At 67.7% G+C, this 8,052-nt stretch carries 8 protein-coding genes; 1 reads left to right on the top strand and 7 read right to left on the bottom strand.

Going from position 1 to position 8,052, the window contains the following annotated elements:
• Nucleotides 1-387: 387 nt before the first annotated feature.
• Genes O0J15_RS11550 through O0J15_RS11535 form a run of 4 tightly spaced genes read right to left on the bottom strand, consistent with a single transcriptional unit; the run spans nt 388 to nt 4,309 of the window.
• Complete coding sequence (locus O0J15_RS11550) at nt 388-756, bottom strand: DUF2894 domain-containing protein (protein WP_308305682.1); 369 nt, start codon at nt 754-756, stop codon at nt 388-390.
• The gene (locus tag O0J15_RS11545; protein ID WP_308305681.1) at nt 746-1,384 is read right to left on the bottom strand and encodes an OmpA family protein; all 639 of its coding nucleotides are present in this window, start codon (nt 1,382-1,384) and stop codon (nt 746-748) included. Before O0J15_RS11545 ends, O0J15_RS11550 begins: the two co-directional genes overlap by 11 nt.
• Entirely contained in the window at nt 1,381-3,645 is a 2,265-nt protein-coding gene (locus O0J15_RS11540) for a DUF802 domain-containing protein (RefSeq protein WP_308305680.1), read from the bottom strand. The genes O0J15_RS11545 and O0J15_RS11540 overlap by 4 nt, the downstream gene beginning before the upstream one ends.
• Before the next feature lie 10 nt (nt 3,646-3,655).
• Nucleotides 3,656-4,309 carry a DUF3348 family protein gene (locus O0J15_RS11535; protein WP_308305679.1) on the bottom strand — a complete coding sequence of 218 codons (654 nt, stop codon included), beginning with the start codon at nt 4,307-4,309 and terminating at the stop codon, nt 3,656-3,658.
• Between the two features lie 146 nt (nt 4,310-4,455).
• On the opposite strand from O0J15_RS11535, the gene O0J15_RS11530 reads away from it, so the two are divergent.
• A complete protein-coding gene (locus O0J15_RS11530; protein ID WP_021204241.1) occupies nt 4,456-5,376 on the top strand; it encodes a M14 family metallocarboxypeptidase in 921 nt (306 codons plus the stop codon).
• A gap of 18 nt (nt 5,377-5,394) precedes the next feature.
• Here O0J15_RS11530 and O0J15_RS11525 read toward each other — a convergent pair whose 3' ends face one another.
• From O0J15_RS11525 to O0J15_RS11515, 3 genes are all read right to left on the bottom strand, one after another.
• Nucleotides 5,395-5,697, bottom strand: a complete 303-nt coding sequence (locus O0J15_RS11525) for a hypothetical protein (RefSeq protein WP_227853028.1) — start codon at nt 5,695-5,697, stop codon at nt 5,395-5,397.
• A 52-nt stretch (nt 5,698-5,749) separates the two neighbouring features.
• The gene (eptA, locus tag O0J15_RS11520; protein WP_308305678.1) at nt 5,750-7,585 is read right to left on the bottom strand and encodes a phosphoethanolamine transferase EptA; all 1,836 of its coding nucleotides are present in this window, start codon (nt 7,583-7,585) and stop codon (nt 5,750-5,752) included.
• 73 nt (nt 7,586-7,658) lie between these two features.
• Entirely contained in the window at nt 7,659-8,045 is a 387-nt protein-coding gene (locus O0J15_RS11515) for a diacylglycerol kinase (RefSeq protein ID WP_021204238.1), read from the bottom strand.
• Nucleotides 8,046-8,052: the final 7 nt, after the last annotated feature.

Genomic DNA, 8,052 nt, shown 5'->3' with positions numbered 1-8,052 from the left:
GGCGCCCGGCAACCGCAGGAACCCGCGAGGAGATGCGTAGCTGCCGGCCAGCGGCCGGCGCTGCCATTCAGTGTTCAGCGCGGCCATTCGCTGTTCAGCGGCGCTTGCGCGCGCTTTGGGCGTGGTCGGCCTGGATGTGATGCCGGCCAGCGGCCGGCACTACCAATCAATGTTCGGCACGGCCATTCGTTGTTCAGCGCCGCGTGCGCGCTTCGGCCGTGGTCAGCCTGGATGTGATGCCGGCCAGCGGCCGGCACCATCATTCAATGTTCAGCGCGGCCATTCGCTGCTCAGCGCCGCTTGCGCGCTTCGGCCGTGGCCGGCAACGACATGACCCGCGCGGAGGTGCGTAGCTGCCGGCCAGCGGCCGGCACTACCATTCAACGGTCAGCGCGGCTTGCGTGTCCGTTTCGGCTTTGCGGTATCACTGCCGCTGGCGGCGCCATCCTGCAGCGCCTGCAGCCAGGACAAGGTGTCCACATAGTCGATGAAGTGGCGCAGGTAGCCGGGGCTGGTGGCCTGCATCGTGTCCAGCATGCGCTGCACCAGCACCGCCGAGTTCAGCGGGCCGCCGTCAGCCGGGGCCTCGGCGCGCAGCGAGCGGCGCACCTGCAGTTCGCTGCGCAGCTCCGACCATTCGCGCTGCACCTGCTGCAGCATCGGCACCTGCGGGTAATGCGGCAGCGAGCGCGACCCCGCATCGAGGTCGCGCACCAGTGCGCGCAGGCCCTCCAGCGCTGGCGGCTTACTTGGCATCCGGGGCCTTGGGCTTGGGAATCGGCGCGATCTCCACGCGACGGTTGCGTGCGCGGCCTTCCTCATTGGCATTGGAACTGACCGGCTGCTCGCTGCCGAACGCGGCGGCGAACACGGCGTCGGCCGGTACGCCATCGGCGATCAGGGTGCGGGTCACGGTCAGCGAGCGCTGCGCGGACAGCTCCCAGTTGTCGGCGAAACGCCGGTTGCCTTCGCGTACCGGCGCGTCATCGGTGAAGCCGCTGACCATCAGGATCTCCTCGCGGCTGCCCAGGTAGGCGGCCAGCGGTGCCGCCAGGCTGCGCAGCAGCTCTTTGCCTTCCGGCTGCAGCTGGTCGGAGTTGAGCGCGAACAACACGCTGCCGCTGATGCCGATGCGGCCGTCGACCAGCGTCACGCGACCGGCAGCCAGCGGGCCAGCCAGTGCCTGTTCGAGCGTCTGCAGGCGCTTGGCTTCGGCCTGGCGCTGCTTCACTTCCTGGTCCAACCGCTGCGACAGCTCCAGCTGCACCGCGACCACACCCACCAGGATCAGCACGAACGCGCCCAGCAGCACCGACATCAGGTCGCCGAAGGCGGCCCAGATCGGGGCATGCGAGCCGCCATCGACCTCCAGCTCGTCGCTCATGCGCTGCCGGCCTTGCCGCGGCGCGTGGCCAGCTGCTGCAGTTCTTCCATCACTTGCTTCTGCGACAGCAGGCTGAGGTCGACCACCTCGCGCGCCTGTGCCACGTAGTACGCCAGCTGCTCATCGCTGCGGGCCAGCGAGGCGTCCAGTGCGCCGCCAATCTGTTCCAGGCGGCCGGAAAGCGCGGTGGCGGCACTGCCGAACTGCGCGACTGCTTCACCAAAGGTGCTGGCCAACTGGCCCACTTCACCGGCGCTGCCGTGGAGCGCTGCGGCGATGCCGTCCAGCTTCCCGGTCTCGGCGGCGATATGGTCGGTAAAGCGATTGCCAACGCGCTCCAGCAGCTCGGCCGAACCGCCAACCAGCGCGTCCACGGCGGTGCGCTGTTCGTGCGACGCATGGTTGACCGCATCGAGCAGGGTCTGCACGGTGGTCAGCAGGCGGCCGCGTTCTTCCAGCATTGCGTTGTCACGCACCAGACTCTCGGACAGCGTGCTGCGCAGCTCGTTGATGACGTCGGCAGCAGCTTTCGGTGCCGCCGCCGCGGTCTGCAGCAGGGTGGAAACTTCGGCCAGCGTGGCGCTGGCCTGCGCGCGACCGTTCTCGCCGATCTGCTGCGCGGTCGCCGCCAGCGTGTCGCAGACCTGTTGCTGCTGCGCAGCCAGGCGTTCGCCATTGGCCTGCAGGCGCTCGGCCAGCTCGGTGGAAACGTGCTGCAGGGCATCACTCCAGCGCTGCAGGCGCTGTTCGTCGCCAGCCTGCAGTTGCGCCTGCAGGGCGGCGTGGGCCTGCTGCAACTCGGCGCTGACCGCGTCCCAGCGCGCTTGGCGCTGCTGCTCGCGGCTTTCCAGGCTGGCCTGCAGTTCGGCGTGCGCAGTCGCGGCGGCGGCCTGCGCGGCCTGCCACTGCTGCGAGCGCTGCGCTTCATGATCCTGCAGCAGTGACTGGTTGGCGCTGTGCTGCTGTTCCAGTGCCTGCAGCAGCGCCTGCGCACGCGCGTCCAGATGTTCGCTGGCGGCGATCAACGCCTGCTGCTGGCGCTCGGCAAGCGCGCTGTTGAGGGCCTGCTGCTGCTCGGCGGCGGCACGCAAGGCGTCTGCATTGCTCTGTGCATCGGCCTGCAGGCGCTCGCCGATACGCGCGACGAGTGCTTCGGCGTGCGTGCCCTGGCCATCGCTGAAGGCCTGCAGGTGCTGGCGCAGATCACTCACCAGCGCCTGCTGCGCCTGGGTCTGTTCACTCACCACCTTGGCCCAGCTGGCTTCGGTCGCAACGCGGCTGCGCTCGAAACCGTCGCTCAGGCCAACCAGCTGCTGCTGCACGGCCCGCTCGACGCGGGCGTGCAGTGCCTCGCCATGGTGGGCCAGACCGGCCAACGTGGTCTCGGCCATCGGCTGCAGCGCGCCCCCGATGGCGGCGGCACTGGCTTCGGCGCCTTCACGCAGCGACTGCTGCAGCGAGACCGCCAGGCGCTCCTGCAGCGCCTGGCTCTGGGTCAGGAATTCGGCCTGGCCGGCCAGCAGGCGCTCGTTGGCAGCCGCACTGTGCTGTTCAAAGGTGCTGGTCATCGCCTGCAGGCGGTCGACCAGCGCCGGCAGCGCCGCGGACTGTGCCTGCAGCAGGCGCAGCGATTCGGCGCGCTGCCAGGCCTGCGAATACGGGTGCAGGTCGCCGGCAATGGCGCGGTCCAGCTGCTGCACGGCCAGCAGGCGGTCACGACGCAGCAGCGCCGCCAGCAGGCCGAGCATGGCCGAGCTGGCCACGCCCGCGATCGAGGTACCGAAGGCCACCGCCAGGCCCTGCACGGGCGAGGCCAGCGAGCCGCGGATCGCGGCCATGTCGGTCGCGCTCTGCAGGGCCAGTCCGGTGCCACGCAGCGTGTCCATCATGCCCAGCAGGGTACCGAGCATGCCCAGCAGCACCAGCAGGCCGACCAGGTACGGGGTCAGCACCGGTGCGGGCAGGGCGGTGCGCTCGCCTTCCACGCGCAGGCGCACGGCGTTGCGCAGGCCTACCGGCACGCGCTCCAGCCATGGGGCGAGGCTTTCCTTCGCGCTGGACAGGTCATTCAGTGCGGCGCGCAGGCCGTTGCTGGCCTGGCGGTAGCGGTACAGCTCCACGCCGCCGGCGATGTAGCAGGCCGCGATGATCGCCGCCACCGCTGCACCCAGCGGATGCACCGAAACGTAGCCGATGCCGATCCAGCACACGGCCAGCAGGCCGACAAGGAAAACAACGACATGGAAAGCAGTTCTGGACATGGTGTTCCGGTCAGTGGGAGCGCAGGGCGTCTTGCAGCCCTTCGATCGGGTGGAAGCGCAGCTGCAGCTCGGCGAGCAGCAGGGTGCGCATGTCATGGCGGAAGGCCGCGCGCCAGCCGGGCTGGCCGTGCACGCGGTCGAAACGGGCGCCGAGCACTGCCGGCGCCGTGGCCAGCAGGCTGTGCTCGCGCGGGGTGAGGGTCTGTTCCATCACTGCATCGACCTCGGCCAGCCGCGCCAGCTCCGGCGAGACCTGTACCAGCTGGTCGCGCAGGCGGCCGCGCAGGCGCCCGGTGGCGGTCTGGATGGCCTGCTGCAACACCCGGTAGCGCTGGCGCAGCGAGGCGAAGTTGGGTGCGGCAGCGGCCTCGGCCAGGTCCAGCAGGCGCTCGGCCTCGGCGTCCTCACTGATCGAGGCGCGCAGGCTGGCGTGCGCCTGGGCGCAGTCGGCCAGCACATCCTCGACCGCTTCGACGGCTTCACCGGGCTCGGGCAGGCGTCCTCCGAGCGCCCCGGACAGGGCCACGGCACGGCTCCAGTCCACCCACTGGCCGAGGCGATCGGTCAGGGCGGGACTGCTGGCCGGCATCGCGCCGTCGCTGAGACGGGCGAGCAGGCGGAGGAACTCCGGTCCACCCAGGACCGGCTGCGCTGTGTTCGCCATCAAGGGGTGAGGGGCCAAAAACCGTTGATTTTACAACCAGATGACCCCGGCTGGATGAAGGCGGGGCCTGGGGGGCGGTACCCGCAGGCGCGACAAGGCTTAGAATGTCCGGCTGCATCCACCCGTTCGATCCTTGGAGTACCCCCATGACTGTTGCGCAGTTCTACCCGATCGGCACCCCCGGACAGCCCTGGGGCGACGCGGAACGCGCACAGTGGCGGGCCCGCCAGCAGCGCCAGCGCAGCTACCATGATGACGTGGTGGCCGCCCTTGAGCGCCTGGACGACAGCGTTTTCGACGTGATCCAGTACGGCCAGCTGGACTATGCGCCGGACCATTACCCGCTGTTCGCCGTGGTCAACCACGACTGGAACCCGGCGCTGCCGACCGCGCTGATCACCGGTGGCGTGCATGGCTACGAGACCAGCGGCGTGCACGGTGCCCTGCAGTTCCTGGAGCAGCAGGCGGAGCGTTACCTGGGCCGGCTGAACCTGATCGTCGCGCCCTGCGTCAGCCCGTGGGGCTATGAGCGCATCCAGCGCTGGAACCCGGATGCGATCGACCCGAACCGCAGCTTCCGTGACGGCGGCCAGATCGAGGAAGCCGCCGCGCTGATGCGCTGGGTGGCCGAGCGCAAGCCGAACCTGCTGGTGCATCTGGACCTGCACGAGACCACCGACAGCGACCTGAACGAGTTCGATCCGGCGCGCTGCGCCCGCGACGGCAAGCCGTTCGAGCGCGACACCATTCCCGATGGCTTCTACGTGATCGGCAACAGTGAAGATCCGCAGGCCGAGTTCCAGAAGGCACTGATCGCCGCAGTGGCGCCCATCACCCACATCGCCCCGGCCGACGCCGAAGGCAATCTGGTCGGCCTGCCGTTGCAGTCGCCGGGCGTGGTCTGGGGCGAATCCCGTTCGATCGGCGCCTGCGCTGGCTTCACCGATGCGCGCTTTGCCACCACCACCGAGGTCTACCCGGACAGCCCGCGCACCAATCCGCAGGAATGCAACGACGCCCAGGTGGCGGCGGTGTGTGCGGGCCTGGATTTCGCCCTGGCCAACTAAGATCCGGCAGCGCCGCCCTCACCACATCGGGCCGGGGGGCGCGCCCTTGCGCCAGCAGACCAGCACAAGCGCGACTACGATTGTCCAAGTGTAGATCTGGAAGGCAACAGGGTTGCGAAAGGGTGAGAACAGGAACGGACCGCCGAGCAGAAGCGCAAAGGCGATCGCATAGACCACCCAGCCCTGCCACGCGCAGGGCAGTCCCCAGCCCCATCCGTGACTGCGCGCTGTAAACCAGTACTTTCTGTCGGCCATATCCTTTGCCCTGTTGCCAGTAGACCGGTGCCGGAAATGCGCCAAGCGGCCGATCAGGAGCAGCACTCTGCCGGGACCTTAGCAGCGCCCGCCAGGTGCATCAAGATGATCAACGTCATCAAGGTGATAACCCCCCGCGCCCAGCGGTGCCGCGAACCCATCCGAAGGCGACGCCTCGCCAGCAGCCCAGAGCATCGCGTCGCCGCAGCTGCGGACTTCTGACGAGGCTCAGCCTGGCCCAGCAACGCCGGGTCCTCGCTGGCAGCGCGGCAACAGGCGCGCTGACAACCGCGGGCCCGGTAGTCCTCTGGGCCGTCCCTGTGCGGCAACCGGCGAACACATCCAGATCGCGCTGGTATACCGTGCTGCTGACCCCGAACAGGCCCAGCAACGAGTGGAAGACGTTGTCATGGCTGTACGCGCGGTGCAGCGCATTCCCACGCATGCAGGCCAGGTCCAGGCCCGCGTTGTGGCTGAACTCCGTTGAGAACCACATCATCATCGGCACCTGGGTCTGTTCGCGCGGGGCGATGAAGTAGGGCGTGCCATGCAGGTACATGCCGCGTTCGCCGAGCGACTCACCATGGTCGGAGACATAGATCAGCGCAACGTCGCGGTGGGCCGAGTAGCCCCGCAGCAGGCCGATGGCCTCCGCAAGCACCTGGTCGGTGTGCACCAGGGTGTTGTCATAGGTGTTGACCAGTGCCTCGTTGCTGCAGTGCTGGATCTGATTGCTGTCGCAGGTCGGGCTGAAAGCCCGCGACGCTGCGGGATACCGTTCAAAGTAGGTCGGCCCATGACTGCCGAGCTGATGCAGCACGATCAGGGCGTCGCCGTTGATGGCATCGATGCGTGCGCCCAACTGGTGCAGCAGCACGTCGTCGTAGCAGGTGCCGTCGGCGTTGACGCACTGGCCGGCCACCTTCAGCGCAGGCATGTCCTCGGTCGGTACGCGTTCGCACACGCCCTTGCAGCCGCCGTTGTTGTTGTTGCGCCAGAGCACGCTGATGCCGGTGCGCTGCAGGATGTCGAGCACGTTCTCCTCGGTTGCGGCGCGCACGTCGTCGTACTGGCCTCGGGTCATCTGCGAGAACATGCACGGCACCGAGATGGCCGTGGCGGTCCCGCATGAGGAGACATCATTGAAGCTGATGACGCCTTCCTTGCGCGAGAGCCGGGGATTGGTCGCGCGTGGGTAGCCGTTGAGCTGGAAGTTCTGTGATCGCGCGGTCTCGCCGACGACCAGGATCACCAGCTTCGGGCGCGGGCCCGGCGCGCGCTGTGCGTCCATGCCAATCGCGCGCAGCGGTTGCTGGCGGGTGCTGTAGAGACCTTTCAGATAACCGTGGGTATGCCGCACCACGTTCAACGGCAGCACCTGGTCGCGGATGTGGCGGTTGTTGCGCAGCAGTGAGGAATAGTCCTTGTAGAACGCGAAGCCGATTGCCAGCAGTACCAGCAATGACGCCAGAACGCTGACTGGCCACACCAGCAGCGAACGTATCGAACCGGCCCCGCTGGTGGTGCGCACCAGGGCCAGCCCGGCAGCGGGCAGCACGCCCAGCGCCAGCAGGGTCAACAGCAGTGGCAGCGACAGATAGGCGTTCAGTTCGGCCTGGTTGGTCTCGAACACGTTCTGCACCATGCTGCGATCGATCAGCACGTTGTAGTGCAGCATGAAGTAGCTGCAGGCGGCGCTGACGACAACGAGCAGCACCAGCAGCGGCCTGCGCAGGAACGGCAGTGCCAGCAGTGGCGTCAGCATCAGGTTGAACAGGCAGAAAAGCACCAGCGGCAGGCTGGCCAGGAACAGCACGCTGCGCAGGCTGTTGAGGTCGATCAGCCCCCACAGCGTCTTCCAGAGGGCGATGTTTCCAATCGTGGTGAAGAAAAACGCTGCGGCCCAGACCAGGATGATCGGATGGGGCCGTGGAAAACGGAGGCATTGGCGCACGAGCAGGTTCCGCGGAACAGGAGTGCGCGCAGTATCGAAACGGCTTTATCAGGAAGTTGTCAGCCTTGCCGGGCTAGCCCAGCAGGATCACGCCCCACACTGCGCCGACCATCAACAACGCGGTGGTCTGCGCGGCGCTGCCCATGTCCTTGGCGTTCTTGGACAGCGGATGCTGCTCCAGCGAAATGCGATCAACCACGGCTTCGATCGCCGAGTTGAGCAGTTCCACCAGCAGGCTGATGAAGCAGACCGCCAACACCAATGCGCGCTCGACCGCGCTGATGTCCAGTACGAACGCTGCAGTGATCAACAGCGCGTGCAGGAGCAGCAGCTGGCGAAAAGCAGCCTCGCCACGAAAGGTAGCGATGAATCCGTCTCGCGAATGGATCAGGGTGTGGAAGATGCGGCCCAGGCCGGTCTTGCCATGCGGGTACTTGCCGCTGTCCTTGGGGTGCTGCATGCCGTTT

It is taken from the genome of Stenotrophomonas sp. Sm10 (genome assembly GCF_030985515.1).
GTDB lineage: Bacteria > Pseudomonadota > Gammaproteobacteria > Xanthomonadales > Xanthomonadaceae > Stenotrophomonas > Stenotrophomonas hibiscicola.
The sequence above is the reverse complement of the archived record's forward strand: the minus strand, read 5'-3'. Positions and strand labels throughout refer to the sequence as shown.